18 protein-coding genes are annotated in these 24,566 nt (G+C 33.4%); 10 read left to right on the top strand and 8 right to left on the bottom strand.

The window, feature by feature from the left end:
* Positions 1 to 98 precede the first annotated feature (98 nt).
* Complete coding sequence (locus tag Q0975_RS07690) at positions 99 to 1,376, bottom strand: S8 family serine peptidase (protein WP_299435009.1); 1,278 nt, start codon at positions 1,374 to 1,376, stop codon at positions 99 to 101.
* A gap of 170 nt (positions 1,377 to 1,546) precedes the next feature.
* Between Q0975_RS07690 and Q0975_RS07685 the strand changes: the two genes are divergently transcribed.
* Together Q0975_RS07685 and Q0975_RS07680 are read left to right on the top strand one after the other, a co-directional pair.
* Positions 1,547 to 2,143, top strand: a complete 597-nt coding sequence (locus Q0975_RS07685; protein ID WP_299435008.1) for a sigma-70 family RNA polymerase sigma factor — start codon at positions 1,547 to 1,549, stop codon at positions 2,141 to 2,143.
* Entirely contained in the window at positions 2,130 to 2,963 is an 834-nt protein-coding gene (locus tag Q0975_RS07680; protein ID WP_299435006.1) for a hypothetical protein, read from the top strand. The genes Q0975_RS07685 and Q0975_RS07680 overlap by 14 nt, the downstream gene beginning before the upstream one ends.
* A 3-nt stretch (positions 2,964 to 2,966) precedes the next feature.
* Here the strand turns inward: Q0975_RS07680 and Q0975_RS07675 are convergent, their stop codons facing one another.
* From Q0975_RS07675 to Q0975_RS07650, 6 genes are all read right to left on the bottom strand, one after another.
* On the bottom strand, positions 2,967 to 3,323 hold the full coding sequence (locus tag Q0975_RS07675; RefSeq protein ID WP_299435004.1) for a hypothetical protein: 357 nt from the start codon (positions 3,321 to 3,323) through the stop codon (positions 2,967 to 2,969).
* Positions 3,324 to 3,517: 194 nt separating this feature from the next.
* Positions 3,518 to 5,134, bottom strand: coding sequence for a hypothetical protein (locus tag Q0975_RS07670; RefSeq protein ID WP_299435002.1), 1,617 nt, complete (start codon positions 5,132 to 5,134; stop codon positions 3,518 to 3,520).
* 21 nt (positions 5,135 to 5,155) lie between these two features.
* Complete coding sequence (locus Q0975_RS07665) at positions 5,156 to 6,307, bottom strand: tryptophan 7-halogenase (protein ID WP_299435000.1); 1,152 nt, start codon at positions 6,305 to 6,307, stop codon at positions 5,156 to 5,158.
* A complete protein-coding gene (locus Q0975_RS07660; protein ID WP_299434998.1) occupies positions 6,307 to 6,750 on the bottom strand; it encodes a hypothetical protein in 444 nt (147 codons plus the stop codon). Before Q0975_RS07660 ends, Q0975_RS07665 begins: the two co-directional genes overlap by 1 nt.
* Before the next feature lie 6 nt (positions 6,751 to 6,756).
* Positions 6,757 to 8,970, bottom strand: a complete 2,214-nt coding sequence (locus Q0975_RS07655; protein ID WP_299434996.1) for a LodA/GoxA family CTQ-dependent oxidase — start codon at positions 8,968 to 8,970, stop codon at positions 6,757 to 6,759.
* A 16-nt stretch (positions 8,971 to 8,986) separates the two neighbouring features.
* Complete coding sequence (locus tag Q0975_RS07650) at positions 8,987 to 11,242, bottom strand: tyrosinase family protein (RefSeq protein WP_299434994.1); 2,256 nt, start codon at positions 11,240 to 11,242, stop codon at positions 8,987 to 8,989.
* A 257-nt stretch (positions 11,243 to 11,499) separates the two neighbouring features.
* On the opposite strand from Q0975_RS07650, the gene Q0975_RS07645 reads away from it, so the two are divergent.
* The 8 genes from Q0975_RS07645 (at position 11,500) to Q0975_RS07610 (ending at position 20,837) form a co-directional block, all read left to right on the top strand.
* Complete coding sequence (locus Q0975_RS07645; protein ID WP_299434992.1) at positions 11,500 to 13,335, top strand: FAD-dependent oxidoreductase; 1,836 nt, start codon at positions 11,500 to 11,502, stop codon at positions 13,333 to 13,335.
* Between the two features lie 54 nt (positions 13,336 to 13,389).
* The gene (locus tag Q0975_RS07640) at positions 13,390 to 14,391 is read left to right on the top strand and encodes a heme-binding protein (protein ID WP_299434991.1); all 1,002 of its coding nucleotides are present in this window, start codon (positions 13,390 to 13,392) and stop codon (positions 14,389 to 14,391) included.
* A gap of 87 nt (positions 14,392 to 14,478) precedes the next feature.
* On the top strand, positions 14,479 to 14,919 hold the full coding sequence (locus Q0975_RS07635) for a hypothetical protein (protein ID WP_299434989.1): 441 nt from the start codon (positions 14,479 to 14,481) through the stop codon (positions 14,917 to 14,919).
* Between the two features lie 32 nt (positions 14,920 to 14,951).
* Positions 14,952 to 16,781, top strand: coding sequence for a GMC family oxidoreductase (locus Q0975_RS07630; protein ID WP_299434987.1), 1,830 nt, complete (start codon positions 14,952 to 14,954; stop codon positions 16,779 to 16,781).
* 4 nt (positions 16,782 to 16,785) lie between these two features.
* A complete protein-coding gene (locus Q0975_RS07625; RefSeq protein ID WP_299434985.1) occupies positions 16,786 to 17,889 on the top strand; it encodes a ferritin-like protein in 1,104 nt (367 codons plus the stop codon).
* 88 nt (positions 17,890 to 17,977) lie between these two features.
* On the top strand, positions 17,978 to 18,820 hold the full coding sequence (locus Q0975_RS07620) for an AraC family transcriptional regulator (RefSeq protein WP_299434983.1): 843 nt from the start codon (positions 17,978 to 17,980) through the stop codon (positions 18,818 to 18,820).
* 82 nt (positions 18,821 to 18,902) lie between these two features.
* Positions 18,903 to 20,570 carry a YceI family protein gene (locus tag Q0975_RS07615; RefSeq protein ID WP_299434981.1) on the top strand — a complete coding sequence of 556 codons (1,668 nt, stop codon included), beginning with the start codon at positions 18,903 to 18,905 and terminating at the stop codon, positions 20,568 to 20,570.
* Between the two features lie 12 nt (positions 20,571 to 20,582).
* Positions 20,583 to 20,837: a hexameric tyrosine-coordinated heme protein gene (locus Q0975_RS07610; RefSeq protein WP_299434978.1), complete on the top strand. Its 255-nt coding sequence runs from the start codon at positions 20,583 to 20,585 to the stop codon at positions 20,835 to 20,837.
* A 134-nt stretch (positions 20,838 to 20,971) separates the two neighbouring features.
* On the opposite strand, the gene Q0975_RS07605 is transcribed toward Q0975_RS07610, so the two are convergent.
* Positions 20,972 to 24,535 (bottom strand): caspase family protein, encoded by a 3,564-nt coding sequence (locus Q0975_RS07605; protein ID WP_299434976.1) that lies wholly within the window; start codon positions 24,533 to 24,535, stop codon positions 20,972 to 20,974.
* Positions 24,536 to 24,566 lie beyond the last annotated feature (31 nt).

Genomic DNA, 24,566 nt, shown 5'->3' with positions numbered 1-24,566 from the left:
CCAACTTTTTAAAATAAAAGCAAAGCTGTTAAGAGAATTCATTAAAAATCTCTTAAAATAGCTTGGCTTTATAAAATTATATCAATAATTAATGGGAATTATTGAATGATTCGATCAAAGAACTTAACAGGTAATTCATTAGCGTCTTCTAATAATGTCGCATTTAGATATAATTGTTGAATCATTTGATTGGGCAATTCATAACCCTCACTAAAATATTCCATAGCTATTGCCGTTACTCTTGGCGCTGCATAAGAAGTACCATCAACAGTAATATAGTCATTAGTTTCAGGATTATAGAATGATATATTTTCTCCTTTAGATAAGAAATCTACACTTGTAAAACCATAATTAGAGAAATCGGATTTAAAAACTTTTTGATCGTTGTTAACTTGCTTAATCCCGTAACTACCAACAGCGAGTACATTGCTATGTGGAATTGAAGAAGGAAAGTGTTTCGTTATATCATTATTGATATTGTGGTTCCCAGCGGATGTGATATGCAGTATATTTGGGTTTTCTGCAATAAATTTAGATAATAGGTGACTTGGATAATGATACCATCCAAAACTCATATTGATAAGTGATACTTCTGGTTTATCTACAGCATATAAATATCCACAAAGTATATCAAAAGTATTACCCTTACCTAAGTCATTAAAAACTTTTACAGGGAGAATTTGATAGTCAGAGAAACCATCACCATCTAGTTTTGATTTTAATATATCTGTTATAATGGTTCCATGCCCATTATCATCAAAAGGGTTGTTGTCATGATTCACGAAATCCCAGCCTATTATTTCTGGATTTTCTTCATCATCGCACAATGATGTATTGGCAGAATTATTATATAAAAAAGGATCTTTTATTTGCAATTTATTTATGTCGATTCCGGTATCTAGGATAGCAATAGTAGCATCAGTATTTATAGGTTTTATATAAGATGAAATAAGTGAAATGTTTTGAGTTATGTTATTATTGGATAAAGTAGTGTTTTCATTTTGATAGAATAATTGATATTCCGTTCCTTCTACTCCACCTTCTTGAGCTAAATCTTCTTTTCGTCCTTCTATTTCCGTTCCAACGGGAAACTCCCATTTTTCTATACGTTTATTACTACAGTCACAGGTTTCGTATTTTACAATATCATATTTATCTCTCAAGTAGCTTTTGATATTTTCTCCAGTGCTTTTGCCGTACTCTATAATTAATACATTTTTAGATTTTACAGGCATTATACTGTTGGATTGTTTTTGATTGAATTGTTGTTGGTTTTGAGGTAGATCTTCAATCAGTAAAGTATTTTCGTCATAGGTACAATCTGTTAATAAAAGACATATAACAATAAGGCTTAAAAAGAGTTTTGTGGTTTTCATGTGAATAGAGTTTTAAGTGTTATTTTTATGTCATGGTATGTAAATTAAGAATTCATTACCCATTTACATGATTTAAAATATTGTATTTAGAGGTCGTAATGGTAAATTATATAGGATTTTTGACCTTTAATATTTATAAACAGTAATGTATTTTTTGAAGATATAGCAGTATGAATAATATCACTCACAAAGGAGTAGAGACTGATGAATATTTTATTAAAGCTCTATTAGAACAAGATAATAGAGTTATATCCGAAATATATGAACGATTTTTCCCTAAAACATTACGATTTGTTTTTCAAAATAGAGGAACCCTAGATCAGGCTAAGGACGTTTTTCAAGAATCACTATTTTATATTATTGTAGGTGTTAGAGAAAGAAGGCTGAAAATAGAGTGTTTTGAGGCATATTTATTTACTGTTAGCAAAAATATGTGGAGAAGAGAGCTAGAATTACAAAAAAAATGGGTAATGAATCACGATGTTGTTACACTAGTAGATAAAGAAACAAATTTTGCAATGTTTATGTTAGAACAAGAACAGATGGAATTGTATCGTGAAAAGTTTACCAGTTTATCCGAAAATTGCAAGGAAATCTTGTCTCTTTTTTTCAATGATGTTTCGTATGAACAGATTATAAAAGAATTGTCTTATGCAACGATTAATACGGCTAGACAAAGGATTTTTAAATGTAGAAACAAGTTGTTAACAATGATAAAATCTGATGTTAGGTATACTAAAGTAATAGCAAGTTATGATGGAATTTGATAAAGAAACATATGATCAGATTGATGCATATTTGAATGAGTCAATGAGTAAAGACGAAAAACTTGTTTTTGAAAAAAAGATGCAGACTAATGATTTGTTAAAGCAAGAAGTTGGACTTAATAAATCATTAAAAACAGTAGTTAAAGATGAGGGTTGGGTCCTAATGGATCCTAAAAATGTGCAGAAAGATGAAATTTCATCCATAAGATCTTATAGAAGAAGTGATGAATTTATAAATGCTCAAGAAGCAATAGAATCATCAGCAAAGAAATTTTTTGATGAAAAATATCCTAATAAAAAGAATAAGAATTGGATATATTATACAGGTGTGGTAGCTGCAGCTTTATTAGCTTTTGTAGTTCTAAGATATACAGGAGGCCAAGATACCCAGAATTTATACGCTACTTATAGTGATTGGGAGCAACTACCTTCATTAATTGTTCAGGGTGATGATGATCAGGAACTGGCAAAAGCTGAATTGTTATTTGAAGATCAAAAGTATAAGGAGGCAATTATCATTTTTAATACATTTATAACAGAAAATAGCGCAGAAAAAAATATTGAAACCAATCCATATATTTTCTCTTACCTAGGAATTGCACATCTCGAATTAGAAAACTATCAAAAAGCGTTAGAATATTTTGAACGATTACAGCAAAGTGGAATGATAGATTATTCTAGAGCTTATTGGTATAAAGCATTGCTGTATATTAAGAAATCAGATATAATAAAAGCTAAAGAACAACTAAGATTGATTGTAGCAAATAATAAAAACTATAATTATAATGAGGCACAAGAACTTTTAGAAAAACTAGAGTAATATTTAGTTCTGAAGACTGTGTTTTTTAGATCTTAAATGAAAATTGCTTAGTATCATTAAAAAAGCAACTATATACAACCACCAGGTTTGACGATAGTCTAGATAATAAGCGATAAGTAAAATAGAAAGCCCTGAAGTATACAATACAATATTAACCCAAGATTTGTTTTTGTAATGTTTCCACATTAAAATAGTACTACCTAATAGAAACGCAACAAGAATAGTGTATTTCCAATTAGAATTGTATTCTAATTGTCCAAGCCCAATAAAACTAAATAATGAAGCATAAGCTGCCCAACAGAAAGCACATTTTGGGAATAAAAAAAATACAACAGCAGATAGTATGTTCAGAGCGCTCATTTTCTTTGTGTGGTTACCAACTTGTTTTTTTGAACTTTTGGTAGTACACGAACAAGAGTTTTTCTTTGAATAGTACATTTGCTGTTGTATTTTAGAATTAAACCTGATTGTGGGCAAAAAAGGGTATTAATGTGTTAAGAGCGAAATTTTTACGATGTATTGTTGTGAAAACCCCGCTCCATTGTAATAGAAAATTAGTTAGATGGTTTTTTAGGTTTCCCTTCTTCCCATTGCGCTTTACCTAGTAACCAACTAAAATCTCCGGATAATTGATCTCCAGATATTACTTTTCCTTTTTTATATTCATAGATTCCTGCACTAGAGTGACATCCCATGCAGCTTTCTGTTCCGAAAATAGTAATGTCACTTACAGGATTCGCTTCCATTAGGTTAGATGCTGACTGATTTCCTGCCTGGAAAAAAGTCTCCATAGTAATATTGGTTAGCAAGGCTAAGTTAGGATTGCCACCAGGTTTATTTACTACAGAATTTGGAACCTTATATCCACTTTCTGTATGATTTCCAGGAAGTACATTTTGATCTATTGGATATTGAGTGTCAATTAACTGATAATATTGCCAAACACTTTTTTGTTGCTTAAAATATGTTTGCATTTTTTCATTTACTCGTTGTACTCGCACAGGAATATCCACCATACGTTTAGCCTGAGTTTTCATTACATCGCTTTCAGCATAGTACTTGTCAGTATTACTGCTCGAAATTGTCCAAAAATCTCCATGTTCACCTTTATTGTGTGTATAGGTTGTACCGCCATTGGTTACGTCTATATTTACTGGACAAATCTCACAATTTGGGTCTGTTAACGAAGGTGGAATTACAGTTGTCTTTCCATCTTTTTCGATCACATTTTGATCCAGGTTATCAATATGTTCAAAAGTAGACCAAACCCATTGCTTTCCTGTTGGAGTTTTTTGGCTAATATGAAAACCAATCATTCCTAAATCTTTTTTAACTAAAGAAGTGCCATCAGGACCTATGATGTATCCTTCTTCTCTATAATACCGATCCTTAATATCCGAATCCTCTAGTATTTTCCAGGCAAATTTGATTTCTATAGCTCCAAGCTTATTTTCTTGATAATTTCCTTTTGGAAAATTGGCGATGCCGCTTTCAGAAAATTTGGTTTGCCCATTTTTATTATACAACTTGTTTGTAACGATATAATCAAATTCTTCTTTATTCATTAATACTTCATACACCACTACATTTCCGTTTTGATCAAATAGTTTTCCTGCAAATGCCTGATCTACTTCATCGGCGATATCAAAGTTTTTAGGGTGTGTAGGCGTAGCAGAAGAAAGTACTAATCTGGCATCTTCGGATATCTTATCATCATGTAATCCTAATCCAGATGCCGTTCTAGGACTTCCCCAAGGTGCAGGCGTTTTTCCATCAGAACGATATACCTGAAATGCCTCTTTCCAACCTAACCAGGTAGGTTCTCCTTTATCAGTAAATTTCTCCGTTGGCTTCCCTTTATCATCTCTGGGCCACATAATAGCTATAAAAGCTTGCCAGCTATATTCATTAAACTTTTCGTTAAGCTTGAATATTTCCTTTTTATCTTTTAGTTTTTGCTGAAGTACCGGATCGACATCTACCGGAATGTTTGCCGAAAATGGGATAGGTGCAGGAACTTTTTGATAGTCATTATTAATAGTTACTTCGGCTTTATCATTATTACCTTTTACAGTTATTTTATCATCGCAAGAAAATAGTATAAGCGAAATACATAAAATAGTCGTGAGATAGTATGTTTTATAGTTTAAAAGTTGTAATGTGTGTTTCATAGTATGAAAATTTAAGGTTAATTAGTTATAATAATTGTAGTTGGATTGTCTTCTCTTCCAAAAAAGGGATGAAGTATATCGATCTTCTTGGGCATAATACTCCTGCCTCTTTTTTTGATACCCTAGATAATCTCGAGCAACGATTTGTTGATATTTCTGTAATCCGGATTGATCTCCTTTTAGATCATCCAAAGTGGCATAAGCCGCAAATTGACTCATAGCTAAGGATTTAAAAATCCCTAAAGATGAAATTGGGTCATAACTGGATGCGGCATCACCAACTGCTAACCATGAATTGCCAGTAGCAGAAGAGAGATACTGTGTATGCGCAGCGACTACCTTAGGTTGTGAGAGATATATAGCATCTTTAACTCTGTTGTTAGTGTACTTGGTATTATATAAAAGATTATTAAAAGCTTTTTTTTGGCGTAGTTGTAATTGATTAGCTATATCTGCATCAGTCATATATCCAATTACAACTGTTTCATTCGGTAATGTAGCGCTATACCACCAACCATTGTGATCAGTTTCTACACATGTTCCATTTCCTATTCCGGTAGTATCATTATGAAGATCTTTTGTATTATAAAAACGATAGATTCCTACCATTTGGTCTTCTCTTATCTTGTTAGAGTTCTGAAGACTGGAAAATGCAGCTTTTTTGCCAGTCGCATCAATTACAAAGTTTGATGTTATAGCTATCTGATGTTTTTTAGCATTGGTTTGTAAAAACCAATGCTTAGATTTTTTTTCTGAAGATATAATACTGGTTTCAAAGTGAAAATCTACCTCTCTGATTTGCGCTTCTTTAATCATAAATTGATCAAATACAATTCTATCTAAATGCCATCCATATCCATAGGGAGAATACATATATTCATTATGATATAGCTCTGAAGAACCCCAAGCGGCAGAAGTTCCATAGGCGGTAATAAAATTACAGTTCAAAAAAGATTTCCATATCCCTAAACGTTGTAATTGTTGTGAAGCCTGTGGAGGTAATGTTTCCCCTATTCTATATAGTGTTGAATCTTCAGTACTCATTCTTGGAGTACGTTCAATAATTGCAATTTTTAGATGAGGAACTTCATTCTTTAAAGCAATTGCAGTAGCACATCCGGCAACACCAGCACCTATAATAACTACATCATATGTATGGTGATTTTGATTCATTAGCTTAGATCTTGTTTTACAGCAATCCATTGAGCTACAACTCCAGCAGGAGCAGTAGATTTTCCGTTCGGTCCTGTTGGATGAGGTATCGCTCTAACGATAGATCCAACAATAGCTGGACGTTGATCAATACCGTTCATCCAGTTAGGTACATAGTATCCTAAATAATTATAAATCCATTCTGCACCTCCTACAATTCCTTTTCCCTGAAACTGAAGGGTAAAAGGGTTTCCATAGCCAATTGAGCCATTTAGTTTTAATTCCCAACCAGGTCCGTAAATCAAACCATCAAGTGTTTGCATAGGAGCGTCGTTTATTTTTATATTTCCTCGTCCAAACTCTAATGAATCAAAGTCTGCATCTAAATCAGGATTACTGAGAAAACTTCTGTAAGTCCATATTCCAGTTAGGATTTCAGGAACTGAATTAGTTGTTGCGCTCATAATTATTTAATTTTTGTTGTTTTCTTTATTTGATTCTCCAAAACTCTGCCCTAATACACGGTCTCCTGGTTTTACAGGATCTCCTAGTGCATCATTATTACGTTCTACCTGATAGAACTGTCTAGTAATTCCTGTCCCATCAGCAATTAAAAATCCAAGGTCTTTCCATGCTTGAACCATTTGCAAATCCCCAGCTTTATTATTAGGAATTCCTGATGCCCAGTATACTTGCGATCCGTTTAAGGATTCTGGAACCACAATAGGCCTATGAGCAGGCCACCAAGGAATGTTATATGCAATTTGTTGCTCTACTGGATCACCGATGGATTCAGGATAAATATTGTTCCATTTCTCATAAGTGATATTGATATTCTGAAAAGTACATTCATGGAAATCTGCTTGCCATGGAATACCAATATATTTAGTAAGATCTCCAGGTTCTAAGCCTTCTGCCAGATTAGGAGCAGCACTGCCATCTGTATTGGCAATTGGTTGAGGAATACTTAATCCTCCCGCGATATAGGTAGCATGTTTAATTCTATAAGGTTCACTATAAATTGCTGGATTATCTACGATCCAAGAAAGTTCTCCTCCAGGACAAAATGCGCCTCCTAATACATTACTCAAAACACCGCGATTAATACCAACTCCTGTTGTAGGAGGGTTTGCCCATGGGTTTGTACAGTTTTTATTACTCTCACCCCACTCATCACACTCATTTACAAATTTTCCATTAGCCCATTGCTTTAAAAAGAACAATTGAGTCTCCGTCATAGAAAGAAATTTTTCAGGAGCGGTATTACTAAGCGGATTATTACCACAGAGCATAGGCATCAAACGTGGCTTATTAGATGTAGAATTATAGTTTCCTTCTACTTCATAGTCATTAAGTTGATTTGTTTGCCTCATAATTCCGAGTACAAATTGCCTAAGTCTGTAATACGGATCTTCTCCATTTTTTGGAGGAATCGAAAGCGTTTCATAATTTAAATTTCCGCCAGTACCGCGATTATGAGGATCACCACCACCAAAAAAGTCAAAAACAAAGGTGTATTTAAAATCATCCGGTCTACGTAATTGCGGCCATAATTCTTTATAAAATTTCGGGTAATAATCAGGATTGTAGTGTGCTTCATTTCTCCAGATGTCAAACTCTTCTTGAGTTTTTGGACTATTATTTTCTTGAGTAAAAGGTGGTACACCAAATACTTGTGGATCATATGCCATTTTGCGAACAAAAAGATCATACATTTTTTCATCCATAGTAATCATATCTTCCATTTCAGGAACGTATCTTGGATATCCAACAACAACCCAAGCTGGAACCTGTACATCCATGGTTCCAGAGGTTTTTGTTTTTATTTCCTTGTCACCATCATAGGTGATATCCGTAAATGTATATTCAATTTTAGCAGTTACCGGTCCATCAGAAATATCATCAAACCAGCCATCATTGTTAACAAAACTCTCGATAACCGGAGTGTTTGTAGATCCAGAGTTACCATTTCCACCTAGTACAATAAGTCGAATGTTTTTTTCCTGTTCATTCACCATTAAACTTCCTAATGTTTCAATAGAATTTGGTTGGATATCTGAAGGAGGAAATGTTTGCGGGTATGATACTTTTTTATGTTTGCTGGCATCCATCTTCTTACTCTCTGAACCAAATTTTGCAAAGGCACCTTTATTGTTTTTAAGATTTACAGTAAGTGGTCCTGGATCAATAATAAGTTGTCTGCGTAAATCTGGCTGAGTTACTTCAGGATTACGAAGCGGATGACTAGGAGCATATCCTTCTTGTCCATCTGTTTCCTGAAATTCATACCAAGAAGCTTTCTTATTTGCCAAATGAACGGTCCAGTCGATATCTGTAACTTTTCCTTCGACCATTCTTGGCGCGGTAACAGCTGTTTGATATATAAAATTATAAGTACCTCCAATCTTGATTTCTTCTCCTTCTGTATCTTCTTCATTTTTATAAGCAAATACTCTAAATCGAGCTGCCTGTTTTTTTATTTTGGATAGGTCATTGTCATCCTTAAAAGAGCTTACTCGTATAGGGTTTCCTTTTTTATCTTTCTGTTCCCTTCCCATTTCATCACAAGCAATGGGTAGTGTTCCTGGTTGTTCAGGAGTAAGGTAAAAGTCATCATCAGTATTACCAAGTCTTGCAATCCCGATACTTGGATGAATTTTAAAAGTAGTATATGTATTGTCCATTATGTATTGCTTTAATTTAGTCCATGAAGTTTAAGGATACACCATCGATGTACACAGCATTGTCTATCTGATTTCCATCAATACCTATAATTATTAATTGTATGGTGATGTCCTTTGCGCCGTTATTTAGGATCCGTTGTACCGCATCTGTAGCGTTAATTTTATAATTTCTAGGTTCATGGTGATGTAGTTGTCTTTGATCAAACTGCCTTGTTTTATCTAAAGGTAAATTACAATGTCCTGGACCTCCATAACAACTTCCGTGAAAGGTTGTAATTTCTTCAACAAAATGATCGTTACCTTTTGTAGGAGTATCAATAGATGCTTCAGGAGCATTTAAAAACACTCTAATATGAGCATTTTGCAAATTTCCTCTTTGAACTCTATGAATTTTAATCTCAGCTTTACGGTGCGTATCTAATGTGTTTGTAGAAACCTGAGTAGGAGCACTATTGAATTTTACTAACCCTACTTTACTCGATACATCATAGAATACAGAATCTTTCATATAAGTGTACCCTAATTTTTGAATACTCATGGTGTCCTGAACTGTCATAGACCATGGAGCTAGAACGGCATTCATTTCCTGAGGGGTTCCTGTATGAAGTTCCTGCCATCGTGCCCATATTCGGTCTACATTAGAATGATGCGCCCAAAAAAGTGGATCAAAAGCAGTTATTCGATTATCTGTCATCCATCCGTAAATCGGATTCTCCTTACTTTGAGGATCAGGAGTAAGTTTTAAATTTTTATATATCTTTTTCCATTCATCGCTATTATCAGGATAAGTGGGATTGGTACCTCCAGAAAAATTATGCATGCCGTTATGTACTTTTTCTAGTGATCCATAATGATGATCATAGGAAGGCCCTCCACCAAAATCACCAAAATTATCTAGTGAGAGAAGTAGGTTTATATCTTCCTTAGTAGGATACTGAGAGAGTGGTCCCATAGATCCAGGCCATCTATTCGGAAACCATAAAGGATTAGTTTCTTTAAGAATGTCATAAATAGCTTTTATTTTATCTGACCATACAGCTACATTGTTAACATTAATGATCTCATAAGGAATTCCAGCAGCTTTTAAGAAACGCAGTCCAGAATTATAGATAGTGCCATTTTTAACAATTTTTTCTAAAGACGATATTTCCTTCTTATTTAATATGGATTTGCCTTCAGAAGTTTTTTTGTCTTTTAATTTATCCAGCCCCTTTTGAGTTAGATAACATCCATAAGCTTTAGGAAGAACACCTAGATCGTATTCCTTATTATTAAAGGTGTTTTTATTTTGATCAGCATAATCAGTCCACGACCAATAAGGAAGGGCAATATCCTGGTTATAATCTTGTAATTTTTGCTCAAAAAAGTATAAGTACAGCCTGTGCCATGTGGTAAACTGTTCCCATCCATGTTGACAAGAGTCGGTATGAATTCTAGCCCAATAATCAAAGCTTCTTTCATCCTGCCAATAATCAGTATACTGAAACATACAGTTCAGAGCTTCTCTAAAGGTACCTAATTCTTCAGGTGTTAGAGAACTTACTTCTTTTCTAATAGTAAGACCTTTATTATCTCGGTGATCTTGATTGGTTTTATTCTTAGACACTTGATGAAGCAATTCTCCATTAGCTAGAGCTAGTCTTGAATTGTTCGTAGAAACCTCAGTTACTTTTGCTGCCCTTTTTTGTTCTTCTTCCAGTGTAAGCGGACAATCTGCATCGATCCAATTTGCAATGATTTGTATTTGGTCTGCGGAAGCAACGGCAGCGGCATCCCATAATAATTTGGGAAAAATACTACCATCAAAAGGGTAATGTCCTTTTAATCCTGTAATAATTGCAGATTGATCACTTCGTTTTTGAGTTGGACCACCTCCACCACCTCCAGAACCTCCTGATGGCCAACAATCTCCAATAGATGTTGTTGTAGGTGGTTGTTGTACTGCTGAGACAGCTGGTTCTAATGAAGCAGCATCAGTAGAACTCTCTTCTGAACCACAACATCCTCCACTGTTTTTAGTGGATTGTTTGGTAGTTGCAGGTACTGAGGAAGAGTCTTTAGACCCACAACATCCATGAGATGTCTGACCAGAATCAGAATCTTCTTTTGGAGCGATTAGTCGCTGCCCATATAAAGATGCTGTAATAAAAGTTTCGGGATCTAGCCAAAAAGCATGTAATCCCTGATAACTAGGAACTGTTTTTCCTTGTAACGTATTAAGAATCTTTTTGACCTGTTCATATTGAGATATTTTTTTCTTTTTACCAGACATAATTGTGTGTTGTGTTTTTAGTTGGCACCATGCTTCTCAAAGTTATGTTTATAAGGGAAATTTCGGTATAGGTATAAATACCTGTTTTTCGTGTAGACACAATGTATTATGGTGGTTTCATCCGCTTTATTTTTAAAGAGACTATCGATTTGCGAAACTAAAAAACAGGGGTTTATACGCTTTTTTGATACAAAATAATAATAGAACTTTGGGAAAACCCCCGATAAAATAAGAACAACTTTTAAATTCTAAACAACATGTCTATTTTAACATTTAGTGAAATTCCCGATCATGATGATATTGATATTGCAATTATTGGAGCAGGTATTTCTGGCTTGTATTGTGCTTATCGCTTGGTCAATCATCCAGATTATAAGGGAAAGAAAATTGCAATATATGAACGTCTTAATCGAACAGGTGGGCGCTTACAATCAGATTTGATTCCTATTCGTGGAAACCATACAGTTTCTGATGAAAATGGTATTAGTAATTTTTATGACCAAGTTCAAATTGATTATGTAAAAGAGGAGCAAGGAGGTATGCGCTTTAATTACAACATGGAAGAACTAATGACACTTAATGGTGCACTAAAAATCTGTGATGAGATTGTTCCATTTCCTATGTCAAGTACAGATGATACGAATAGATTTTGCATTAGAGGTCATAGTTTTTCTCTTGAAGAAGCTAATGCAGGAGGTAATATGATATGGAGTCAATTATATGATTTAGCACCGCAAGAGATAGGGTTAAGTCCTGTACAGATTGTGACAAACGCTTATAATAGAATTCTAGAAGCTAATGATATTATACTGGATGAAGATCAAACTCCAGAATATTGGCAGAAATTCAGATTGCAGTTTAAATGGAAAGGGATTCCCATGAATGAATGGCAATTATGGGGATTACTAAGAGATATGGGATATTCTGAAGAATGTATAGAAATGCTTACTAATACTATTGGTTTTGCAGGTCCTTTTAAATCACTACCTAATGCAGGAGATGCATGGCAGATTTTGGCAGATTTTCCTAAAGATCCTACTTACTATACCTTTAAATATGGATTTAGTACACTTCCTGATGCTATTAAAAAAGAGTTGAAAGGTAAAGTAAATATTTATTTAAGTACCAATATAGATAGTATACATGGAGATGAGGGTGATTTTAGGATATATGCTACAGAAGCTCCAGAAGGACAAAATTCAAGACCTGATATTCCTGGAGGAAAACACAAGACGATAAAAACCAAGCAAATTATTTCTGCAATTGCTTCAACTGGGTTTAAGGCATTATTCATTAAATCTCCTGCACTTCATGCACCTTCTAAGAAGCACGATGCGATGAAATTGTGGAAAAATATTAATGGAGTATTAGGGATGAATTTGATGAAAATTAATTTCTATTTTAGAGAGGCATGGTGGTATACAGGATCCACAGGAAGACCTAATATCGAATTTGGGCCTAATTTTACTGATTTACCAATTAATTCTATATACCCTTTCTACTCTGTAGAAGATCTGGATGTAGACCATAAAAAAGGTACAGTCTCTATTATTAGTGGAGAAGAACCAGCAGCATTGACATTATATTGTGATTTTAACAACACTAATTTTTGGAAAGGATTACAGAATGTTGGTCCAAAATTCACTTCACCATTGCAGGAAAAATATAATGAGATGAAATCTCAAACAGTATTCCCAGCTTCTCAGGCAGTAGTGGCTGAAGCAAGAAAACAAATGGGATTGTTGTTTGGAGTTACTAATATTCCGGATCCTATTTTTACTAGCTATAGATTGTGGAATGGAGAAGATGATTTCGAACACGCTTATCACCAATGGCAATTGAATGTAGATGATAAGAAAACGATCGAATACCTATCTAATCCTTTACCCGGATTTTATATGTGTAACGAAGCTATTTCGGATATGCAAGGTTGGGTAAATGGATCTTTACGATCTTCTGATTTGGCATTAGATAAAATATCGAATGGAGCTATTAAACCAATGAATAATGATCCTTGTGTAAGTCCTAAGGAAACAAAGAGCGAAACAAAAGAGAAAACTTCTTTACGTGTTTCCAGAGGACATTGGGGGTAGTTATTTATCAATAAAATCAAACAAATTATATTTTCAATTTTAAAACATACTATTATGTCAGAAAAAAGCACAACAGTAAAGCCAGTAACACCTCCTGTTTTCCCTGATACACTCATTAATGAACCAGCACAAACCAATCCGGCACCTAATATTGAAAGTTTGGGACCACTTAGCAATTTGATTGGTACGTGGACGAATCAGATCTTAGGGTCATCTGGTAGTGGAGGAACAGCATCCCCATATTCTTATAATATCATGCCGTTACCGGTAGCATCAGTACCGGAAAAGTATATTCTTAAGAATTTCAAATATTACGAGGAAATCACATTTTCTCCAATTAATGGAAATGCACCCAATAGAGGCGGTGATTACAATCAAAATGCAAATGTTATTTTTTATGAGCAAAGAATCTATTTTGCTGATGGACCCGATAAGGATAAACTTGTTCATGCAGAAAATGGTTCCTGGTTATTTTTGGTAACAGGACCCGAAGCTCAGGGACCTTATGGAACTAAACCAGTAGTCCCTCATTCCGGACCTATTCCAGAGCAATCTGTATTGACAAATGTAGCGAAACAAATCTCTGTACCACATGGTAATTCTATCCTCGCACAAGGCGGGATAAAAGGATATCCTAATTCTTACTTGAATAATGGTCCTTTAAGTATAAGTCCATATTCACAGAATATAATTCCGTCAGGAATTGATACGACTCCATATATTACTAAAACCGTAGGAAATCCATTTCCAGCCTTGAATAATAACCCTAACCAACCATTACAGGATGGAGTTGCGGCTAATCCCTGTACTCAGTATATTCAGTGGGCAGTGGATACAGAAAACCCTGCTGCTAAAGGTTCAGTAACCAATATACCATTCGAAAAACAAAAAGCGAATGTAGTAGATTATAGCGCTAACTATTGGTTACAGGCATTTACACAAGGAGGAGAATTTACACAATTATCATATAATCAAACGATTTTGATGAATATCCCTATTAATGGAACTATTGTTAAGTTTCCACATATAACTTGTAATACGCTAACTAAAAAATAATATAGATTATTTCATACCATGTATTACCGCAAAAACCGGTAATACATGGTGTATTTTGATACACAATTCATATAACTCATCATACCTATGAAAATAACAGCATCAGAAAGACTGGATTGGTTCGAGAAATTAAGTGTGGTTCTAACCGGGTTTTCACTAAGCGAACTTCTGGGAACAGGACTGACTAAAACATATCTTGATACCATTGATCAACATCTTGGAGAAGACCTCATCGATACATTATTAGATTCATTTAGGAAGATCAATATTCAGAATGAAGAAGATCTAACTGCTGAAGAATCAGGAAATATACAGGAATTAGTAGAAAGTAAAAATAATGAGTCCATAACGAAATTGGTTATTCTGTTATGGTACACAGGACAATGGTATGGAGATAAAAGTTATATAGTTTCTTCTCAATCGTATCTGGAAGGTTTAGTTTGGAAAGCCATTGGAGCACACCCTATGGGAGGGAAACAACCAGGATACGGAACATGGGGATTTCCTCCACTTACTTTTTCTTCTTAATAACTACCAAAAGTAAAATAACCTATTGAATCATGAGCATAGAAAACACATATGATGTAGTGATTGTTGGAGCTGGTATTACCGGAGCAATTGTTGCTAATCAACTTGCAGAAAAAGGGCATAAAGTATTAATTCTTGAAGCAGGAGTAAAAAAGAGTTTTGATTTCGAGAGTTATCGTTCTTATTTACATCACTACTATCAGAATACTATTAAAATTCCAAATTCACCATATCCTCAGAACCCAAATGCGCCACAGCCATTAGTAACAGATGTGGGAGATATTGAAGATGGTATTCAACAATTTAGTAAAGACGGATATTTTAAACAATATGGTCCAGCACCTTTTCAGAGTACATATACAAGAGCCAAAGGAGGAACTACATTACACTGGTTAGGTACTTGTCTACGAATGTTGCCAAGTGATTTTAAGGAAAAAGATTTATATGATTCCGGAAAAAACTGGCCTATCAATTATTATGATTTGATGCCATACTACAGAATGGCAGAACGAGAAATTGGAGTTTCTGCAGATGTAGATGAACAGGCTTTTTTGGGGATTGAATTCGAAGAGAATTATGTATATCCTATGACTAAGATTCCGCAAAGTCATTTGGATAAAAAATTAACAGAATGGACTGAGGGAGCAACTTTTGACTATGAAGGGAAAAAATATCCATACAAAATAGTTAGTACACCGCAAGGAAGAAATAGTAATCCTAATCCAAAATATAATAATGGAGAAGGATACCAACCTGTAGGAGCCGTTGGAAACCCTGATTTAGGTCAGCGATGTGAAGGTAACTCTGCCTGTGTACCGATATGTCCCGTTCAGGCAAAATACAATGCACTAAAAACGTTAAAAAAGGCTGTAGATAAAGGAGTAGTGATTTATTCTCAATGTGTAGCTTCAGAGATATTATACGATAAAGATACAGGAGAAATTACCGGAATCAAGTATAAAGAATATGAAGATTTTGATAGTCTTACAGATGCAAATAGATCTTGTAGCTATAAAGAAAAAGTAATCAAAGCAAAAAGGTATGTATTAGCAGCACATGCAGTGGAGAATGCTAAACTGATGTTAGCTTCAGGATTCAAAAACAAGAATATAGGTCAAAATTTAATGGACCATCCTGTATTATTAACTTGGGGATTAGCACCAGAAGCAATAGGCGCTTTTAGGGGGCCAGGATCTACTTCCGGAATTCCGAGTCTTAGAGATGGAACCTTTAGAAGAGATCGTTCAGCATTCAGAATTGAGATTGGTAATTGGGGTTGGAATTGGCCTACAGGTTCTCCAACAACCGAATTACAGGAAGGACTTTCTAAAGGTTTATTTGGAAAAGAGTTGCGTACATTTCTGTTGGATACCGTTCAAAAAGAATTTCGTTTAGGATTTTTAATAGAACAACAAGCACTATCTAACAATAGTGTTACAATTGATGATCGTTATAGAGATGAATTGGGAAATCATAGACCCATTGTAAACTATAACATCACAGATCATGAGAAAGAAGGCATGTTGGCAGCAAAAGAATTTTCGAAGCAGTTTTTTGATGCTTTAGGAGGTACTGACAAAACTAAATATAGTTCGGATAGAGGAGGTTTTATACTGTATAAAGATGAAGAACTATGGTGGCAAGGAGCTGGTCATCTGGCAGGAACCCATATTATGGGAACAAATAAAGAAAATTCTGTAGTGGATAAGGATCAACGATGTCATGAGCACAAAAACTTATTTCTAATAGGCTGCGGAAATATGCCAACAATGGGAACATCAAATCCTACCTTAACAATTGCAGCACTATCGTTTTGGGCTGCGGAGAATATTAGTAAAGACCTCAATTCATTAAAAAAATAAACCAATGCTCAATACATACAAAGAAGAACTGTTTAAGAATTTGCAAACAGCAATTGAACTCGAACACTCTACCATACCGCCTTATCTGGCAGCTTTTTTTACAATAGATCAGGATACCAATCCTTTTTCCTGGGAAGCTGTAAGAAGCGTGGTTATGGAAGAAATGCTGCATATGACGCTTGCATGTAATATATTGAATGCAGTAGGAGGAAAACCTTATATTGATAATCCAAAGTTTATTCCAGAATATCCAGCAAAGTTCAATTTTGCAGATCGCAAATTTGATGTGGGATTGGTAAAGTTTTCGAAAGCATCTATAGAAACCTTTATGGAAATAGAAAAACCATCAGAAACAAGACTGAGACTAAAAGGAGAAGATTTAAAAGGATTATTGCACCCTATCGATCTGGAAGAAAGTACAATTGGAGAATTTTATGAAACGGTAAAAGAACAATTAATACGTCTGGTAGAGGAATATGGAGAGGAATCTGTATTTAATGGGGATCAAAGCTTACAAATTACTGCAAAAGATTATTATGGTGGTGGAGGCGAAGTTGTTGAGGTTCATAATTTAGAAACAGCCTTATTTGCTATTGATATTATTGTGGATCAAGGAGAAGGAGCTCCGGGATCTATATATGATGGAGATGAAACCTATTTTGGTCAAGATCAGGAAGTCGCTCATTTTTTTAGATTTAAAGAGATACACGTCGAACGTAGATACCAGGAAGGAGATTTACCTAATGAGGAACCAACGGGAGCAAGTGTTCCAGTAGATTGGGAGGCGGTAAAAGATATGATAGAAAACCCTAAAGCCAAACACTTTCCTGAAGGGTCACCAGCACGTATCAAAGCAGAGGAGTTTAATCAATTGTATTCTCATTTCTTACGATTATTACACCTTACTTTTAATGGTCAGTCGAATCTTATTATAAAAGCTGTAGGAATGATGTATCAAATGAAATATGTAGCGGCAGAATTACTGAATATTAAAATCCCTATGAATAAAGAGGGGAAAGTAGCTGGTCCGCCTTTTGAATACATTCCTCTTGAAAAACGAAAAATTTACGATTGGTTATTACCTGAATTGGTGTCAGAAATAAAATAATCGTACAAAATAAGGAGATTGTTTAAATTACTTTTTTTAAGCCTATTTTTTTAGTAGATGCATAATTAAATTTATAATTTAGACGATAATGATGCATGCCTTACATAACAAGAAAAACGAAAAAATATTAACGATTATATCTATTAATCCTACTACTATTTCTTCATTTTTTAATAGGCCTAACTTTTATGGAGTTTTTTTCTTTGATAAAGCAAAAGGAGTAATTTCTATAGATGGACAGGAAGTAGTTGTTGAGAATTCTAGTATTTTATTTTATTATCCGTATCAGAAAATTGTTTCAGAAGGAAGTTTTAATGGTATTTTTATTCAGTTCCATCCTGATTTTTTCTGTATTGATATTCACGCAAAAGATATTGGTTGTCAAGGAGTTTTATTTAATAATTTTTTTAATGATGTATTGCTAAAATGTTCAGAGCAGGAATTCAATGAGTTATTAGAATCTTGTCATGCTATTAAAAGCGAATTATTTCAAAAAAACATAGGACAACTTGATATGGTCTCTAGCCAATTAAAAATGTTTCTGATTAAAGCAGTAAGAGTTAAAACAGGAAAACAACAAGATGTCACGGTTAAGAAAGATAATATGCATCATCAGATTGAGAAATTGATTGGCGAAAATTATAGCAGACAATCATCTCCTGAGTTTTACGCTAATGAGTTAGAAGTTTCTTTGACCACCTTCAATAGATTATGTAAAAAGTTCTTTCAAAATAGTTTTGTGACCATATTGAATTTAAAAAGAATTGCTGCGGCAAAAAACAAACTATTTCTTACTAATTTCCCAATTAAAGATATCGCTTATGAAGTAGGATATAATGATCCATTATATTTTACAAGAGTTTTTAAAAAATACTCAGGAGTTTCTCCAAAAGACTTTAGAAAACAACTGAAAAACAATAGATTGGTTTAATTGTCCATATATTGATTTAATTCTCCTTAAATACAGGCTAGTCTCCTACTTAGTTTTGTTTCAAACTTATAAATGGATAGTTATGAAACGAAATACCTTACTATTGTTACTTCTTACATTGTCTTGTTTCACTTCGTGCAACACAACTCAAAAAGAAGAAAATAAACCTGTCTTAAAAGTAACTGCTACAACAAATGAATCCTTAGAAAATTCATCTACGTACGCTATAGATATAAATACTAGCACAACGACCTATATAGGTAGTAAACCTACGGGTAAACATAACGGAAAGATTTTCATTAAACAAGGAAACTTTAAAGTGAAAGAAGGAAATATCATTGGAGGTTCTGTTACGTTGGATATGACCAGTATTACAGTAGATGATCTAAATGATAAAGAAGAATCGCAAGGCAAAAATGTACTCTTAACACATTTAAAATCCAAAGATTTTTTAGATGTAGTAAATCATCCTACGGGAACATTTACAATACATGCTGTAAATCCATATAATACTAGTTCATCAAAAGAAAATAAAGAAGAGTTTGATTCAAAGTTTAAACCACTTTCTAATGACGAAAATAGCGTAGTTAAACCAACACATATAATGACAGGAGATTTAACACTTAGAGGTGTGACTAAAAATATTTCTTTTCCCGTAAGAATAGAAGCGTTTAATACAAAATTAAAAGTCCAGGCTAAGTTTAATATAGATAGAACAGATTACAATATTAACTATGGAGAAGAAACTTCGGTTGCAGATAAGATTAAGGATAAATTTATTTATAATACCGTTAATCTTGGGTTTAATGTGGAGGCGTTGAACCCAACTGTTTCTGAAGAAGATCCAACACTTGCTCCTAAAATAATTGATGTTTTTGAAAAGAAATTTGGTATTCACGAAGGAAAACGACGTAATCATATTAGTGGGTTTTGCTTTTCAGGTTATTTAAGTTTAAAAGATGCTAAAATTGGAAACTATAGTAAGAGTAATGTTTTTAGTAAAAAACCTTTAAAGGTGATGGGTAGATTTTCACATAAAGGAGGAGCAAAAAAAGATGAAAGTGCACCTGGAGAATATGGGATGGCTTTCGAAGTGACTCTGGCGGATGGCACTACACATAATTTTAGTATGAATACACTGGATTTCTTTCCTGTAAGCACTCCCGAAGGATTTATGCAATTAATGCAAGCAAAGTTAAGCGGTAAATCAGAAGATTTCGAAAAGTTAAAGCAAGACCATCCAGAATTTAAAAACTATAAAACACATTATAAGAACAAGCCAAAAGAAAGGCTTAAAAATTATGCAAATCATCGATTTAACAGCGTAAACACTTTTCTTTTTGAAGATGCTAATGGAAAGAAAACACCTGTACGATGGGCTTTTATTCCAAGGAATGAAGAAATCACTATGGATACTTCGAAAAAAGTAGATTTCTATGCCGATATGAGTATGCTTTTGCGAAAACAAAAAGAACTCCATTGGGATATGGAAGTAACTATTGCCAATGAGAATGATCCAATTAATGATGCAGCTAAGTTTTGGGACGGAGAACACAAAAAAATAGTAGCGGCTACGCTAACAGTTACAGATGTTATGATGGAAGGTAGTTGTGATGTAATGAATTTTGATCCACTAGCGCTACAAGAGGGTATTCTTCCTTCAGATGATCCTATTTTAAAATTTAGATCTCCGACCTATGCTGCTGCTTTTGTTAGAAGACTTCAAGAAAAGAAACACATGAATAAGTAAACACATAAAATTATGGAACAAAAAGAGATCTGGCTTAAAGGCCTCATTACAGAAACGCCTCAGGAAGGATATGAGTTAGCTATAAAACTTTCTAGAATGGGAGTGAAATCTACGCAACCAGATATAGAAGTATTAAAGCGATTACGTAAGGACTATGCAAATAATGCCTCCAGCCTAACTGCAGCTTCTCAAGTAATTGCAATTAATTTCCAAACGATTTCTGCTGCTAACAACTATTGGGTATTGCCTAGAGAATACTCTAATTAAGGAAATAAGAGTGTACAATTTATCTTTACCTACATTAGTTATATAGTTAAAAAACTTCTCAGAAATGAGAAGTTTTTTTTATCGTTTTATGGGGATTATTGTACTTCTATAAAGTATAGAATAAACTAAATAAACTACCACAATCTAAAATTGTTATAGATATTGTCATATCTAATTAAAGGGGTGTTTTTCTTTGTCTTGCTTTTAAAAGGATCTTTATCACTTTTAATTTTACAATATTCAATGATTCCATTACAAAATTCCTGAACAGTAATTTCTTTTTTTAAAGTAATTAGCTCTAAAATAGCAAGCGTTATCAACCCATTTCCTTTAGTAGTACTTTCGTAATATTTATCTGTTCCCTCAGATGCAGAAATAACAGTAGTTCCATTGGTTAATTTTAAATCTTCAAATACCTTTCTCATTAAACCTACGGCTTGTATCTCTTTGATATTATTTACATCAAAAATCTCTCCTGAGTAACAGGTATTCAATATGAACACTCTGTTTCTCGATCGTGTATTTCCTAGAAGGTTATCAAAGTCATCATAAGTGATCCCAGTAGTAGTAATATTATCGATTTTTGAAGTACTTGTACAAAAGAAATATTCGTTTTCTACTTGAATTGCATGACCTGAAACAAAAAACAAAATCACATCATTTTCTTTGGCGGGCAATAAAAATTCAGAAATTTGTTTCAAGTTATTTTTGGTAACCTGCTTATTTACCAGCCCTAAAGATTTTACTGTGGTAGTATTATTTTGTTTAAAGGTTTCTACTATTTTGATAGCATCTTTTGAAGAATTAGGAGTGTTTTTTAGGTATTGATATTCTGAAACTCCTAACGAAACGATATATAGATGAGAAGGGGTTGGTTTTCCAACATATTCTACGTGTATTTCTTCCTGGTCAGAGGATGTTCCCTGATCATTGATTGCTGATATCAAGATTTTGTTTTCTCCATTGGATAAAACTAATGGTATGGTTTTAGAATACGATTTTTCTTTTAGATCATGATTCAATTTTCGGATTAAAACACCATTGACACTGATTTGTAAGTCCTTTACGTTGTATTTATTATCTGTCACCTTTATGTTTATATCGATGATCGGATTATCTGTTTTACTAGGTATACGTGACTTATTTACGATGGTCAGTTCTGGTGCGTGGAGATCAGATTGTAATTCTTCTTCTTTTTTTTTGCCAATCCGTTGTAATCTTTTCTTATATGCTAATTCATAAAGTTCTTTCATCCTATAAATACTATCACCTAGGGTTTCCTTTATAGATTCTATAACTAAATCAGGCCGATGATATTTTAGATCAAATTGTTCAAAACCATATGTTTTATTGTTTTTTAGTAGAGATACCAGCTCATATCCTTTACCTTTATTGAAATAATAATTAGTAGGAAGAATCGTAATGCTACTTTGATTATCAATATGATAATACTTGTCATATAGTTTATTTTCAAAAGAATTGTGATAAAATGATAGACTTCCATGAGCCGTTACCAGTAGTTTTTGATCTTCACTAACGTCAAAATCATCAAAAGACTTGTTTAATGATGTAAGACTTCCTGCTGTAAGATCTAATACATAATTATTCTTTTTCCCATACAATAATGCCTTGTCGTTATCAAGGATATCAATCTTTCCATTATTTTGTATGCCTTCCTGAATAAAGGTAAACCGGTTTATAATTTTTTTGGTAGTTATATCTACAATTTTTGCTTCATAGAAATTGTTTTTACCAGGTTTTAATGAAAGGAAGGTATTTGTAGCGGGTATTATTTTAGTGATTCCGTTAATTTCATTAGGAAAAGAACGTAAAGTTTTATTATGAATGTCATAGATATAATTCTTAAAGGCATTGTAATTTGCGGTTTGTGTAGAAATAGGTAAGTTAAATGCACAAATTAGCATCTGATTAGTTTTGGGGATAAAACTAACTTTTTGTATAGCAAATCCAGGGACGTTAATTTCAGAGATTTGCTCAAAAGCTCCATTTTTAATATGATATAATTTTATTTTGATGTTTTGGGAATCCACCTTATCTCCCTGGTTTCTATGGGTTTTATTTATCATACTCTTCATTACATCGCCCAGTACTTTTTTATTATCAATGGGTTTATTAGGGTTTTCTTGTAATGAAGAGAACATATTCTTTAGATCTTGTGATACAGGCAGCGCTACATAATCTAAATTTTCACTTATGAAATATGGATCAAACGATGAATCGGGGAATTGTATGGAATCCGTTATAGAAAGTGATTTAATATTCCATAATTTTAAAGAATTGTCAGTTTTAGTAATTCCTTTATTTTTCGTTCGATTGTATTTAAAATGAAAAGTTTTGTTTTCATTATTTTCCTTTTTGAGACTTATCGTTTTTTGATTTTTAAAATCAAAATGCTCTAAATAGATTCCTTTTTTATAGACAATAGTAGAATCAGAAGTGAAAAAAGGCGATGCTATACTTACCATATTAGATTGAAAAATCTCATCTGTATCGTATTTATAGTTCCATACATGTATCTCTCTTACGGAAGAAATACTATAATAAACTTCTTTCTTATATGGATCGACTCTCATAATATTGATACGAGATAATTTTTTTAAAATTGGCATATCAAAATCGTCCTCTTTAATAATATTATCCGTTTTCATACTGCGAATGAGCTGTCCAGTTTTTATATTCCAAACTTGAATATTTCTTCTCTCATCAGAAGTAATTACTGTTTGTGGGTCTACAACAATAGCTTCATTGAAATTATATTTATGGCTCAAAATATTTCTAGTCGTTTTGGTAGTTGCTGAATATAACTCTAAATAAGATTTATCAGTTGGATTAATAGTTCCTACCCTTTTTGATTTAGTAAGGGTTTGCATGTACTTGCAGTTAATAAATAATCCGTGTTCTAAATTCCATCCTGGTGAAGCGATCTTATGTCCTAAGTTTGAATAGGCTTCGCTTAGAAATGAACTATTCAATCCAAAATCTTTTGAAACTACTTCTTCTTTTAATTCGAAAGAATTTAGATTCCATTTTTGATAAGTAATAGGAGAATTATGTCTTAAATCATTCCCGGCAAGTATAAAAAAGTGTTTATCATCATTTGAAAAATCAAAACCCCTAATATTTGTAAAACGATTTTTAGGTATAGTAAGATGTTTTAATATCGAAAATAGGCCATCTCCGATTTGGTAAAATTTTATCCCATGTTTTCTATGTATAACAGCAATCTTATCTCCTTGTTTATTAAATCTTATTTTGGTAATACCATCTATTAAGTTATCTGTTTTAGAGTCTAAAATGAGGAATGGTTTGTCATCTTGAATTCTATAAAATTCTATACTATGGTGTTTTTTAACTTTTGGGTCACTTTTTAAAATGGCGTAAATATTTCCATTATAATTGATTTCAAACTTCCTCGTATTTTTTTCTGAACCGAGTTCTTTTTTTAATAAAATCCTTCTGGAATTTGTATTCCATATTTCTAATTGATTATCAGTTACAAGAATAAGTTTTGATTTATCTCCGCTTAGGTTAAAATTAATCCCTAAAGTTTGAGGGGTTTTGGAGGTTTCTGAAGCAGGTTTCTGAGCTATAAGAATCTCCTGATTTTGGGCACATAATATATGTGATAAATGAAATGTAATAGAGAAAAGTAAGACTAATAGAGAGTTAGGTTTCATTGTTAACTTTTTAAGTTACTACGCTGATTGA

It is taken from the genome of uncultured Aquimarina sp., assembly GCF_947500065.1.
Lineage (GTDB): Bacteria > Bacteroidota > Bacteroidia > Flavobacteriales > Flavobacteriaceae > Aquimarina.
Note: the sequence above shows the minus strand (reverse complement) of the source record. Positions and strands in the feature narration are given on the sequence as shown.